The organism is Burkholderia sp. Ac-20379 (assembly GCF_017104645.1).
In the GTDB taxonomy this organism is placed as follows: domain Bacteria; phylum Pseudomonadota; class Gammaproteobacteria; order Burkholderiales; family Burkholderiaceae; genus Burkholderia.
Map to the genome: position 1 here is coordinate 1 of NZ_JAAGPF010000770.1, position 825 is coordinate 825.

Genomic DNA, 825 nt, shown 5'->3' on the forward strand with positions numbered 1-825 from the left:
TTATAGACAGCAGACACAACAGACCTGCCACGCGCCCCACACTCTTCCCCTACCCGCGTCTCTTCCGATCGGGCTCGGCGTTGCGCACGCCGGCGCGGCCGGCCAGCCGCTCGCCGATGTCGCGCAGTTGCGCGCGCACGCTGTCGCTGCGCGAATCGCCGGGCGCGATTTCGAGGTTCACCACGAGGTGCCGGTCGGGCGACAGGAACTCGAAGCCGTTGCTGCCCGAGAACACATGCAGCGCGTCGCGATGGCTCTTCTCGCCGCACAGCAGCGCATGCCCTTCGAGCTGGAACGGCACGCCCACGGCGATGCGGTCGCGCGCCACCTCGCCGCGCTGATACACGGTGCGGTTCAGGCGTTCGATGTGCACGCGCACGCTGCCCGCGGCGAACGAGACGATCGAGCCGTCGAAGCTGCCGCGCGAGATCTGGCAGTAGCTCTGATTCCAGGCGTCGAGCAGCGTCGCCTGCTCCTCGACGCTGCGGCAGGTATGGGTGGCAACGGCGGTCGTGAGATCGAAACCCATTTCTGAAGTGGCTATCGTGTGAGGATCCGCATTCCGTGATGCCCAGTGTAGGCCCGCCAAAATAGACGGGACGCCGCACGCGCCATGCCCGCACCGGCCCGCCCGGTATTTCGGACACCCATCGACTTTTTGCCAATTCTGGATAGTCGGGCCATTTCGGCGCGCCTACCGTGTCCCCATCATCACATCGGGAGGCATCGGATGAGCATGGGCAAGGAAGGCGCAACCCCGGCCGGGCGCGGGCGCGGGCGGCTGGCCGGCAAGGTGGCGATCGTCTCGGGCGGCGCGACCGGCGC

At 67.6% G+C, this 825-nt stretch carries 1 protein-coding gene; it reads right to left on the bottom strand.

Annotation, left to right across the window (positions count from 1 at the left end):
• Positions 1–49: 49 nt before the first annotated feature.
• Complete coding sequence (locus G3N92_RS34510) at positions 50–529, bottom strand: hypothetical protein (protein ID WP_241015217.1); 480 nt, start codon at positions 527–529, stop codon at positions 50–52.
• Between the last annotated feature and the right edge of the window lie 296 nt (positions 530–825).

Coding starts and splice junctions, on each gene's coding strand:
- G3N92_RS34510 (WP_241015217.1), bottom strand. CDS start 529: ATGGGTTTCGATCTCACGACCGCCGTTGCCACCCATACCTGCCGCAGC.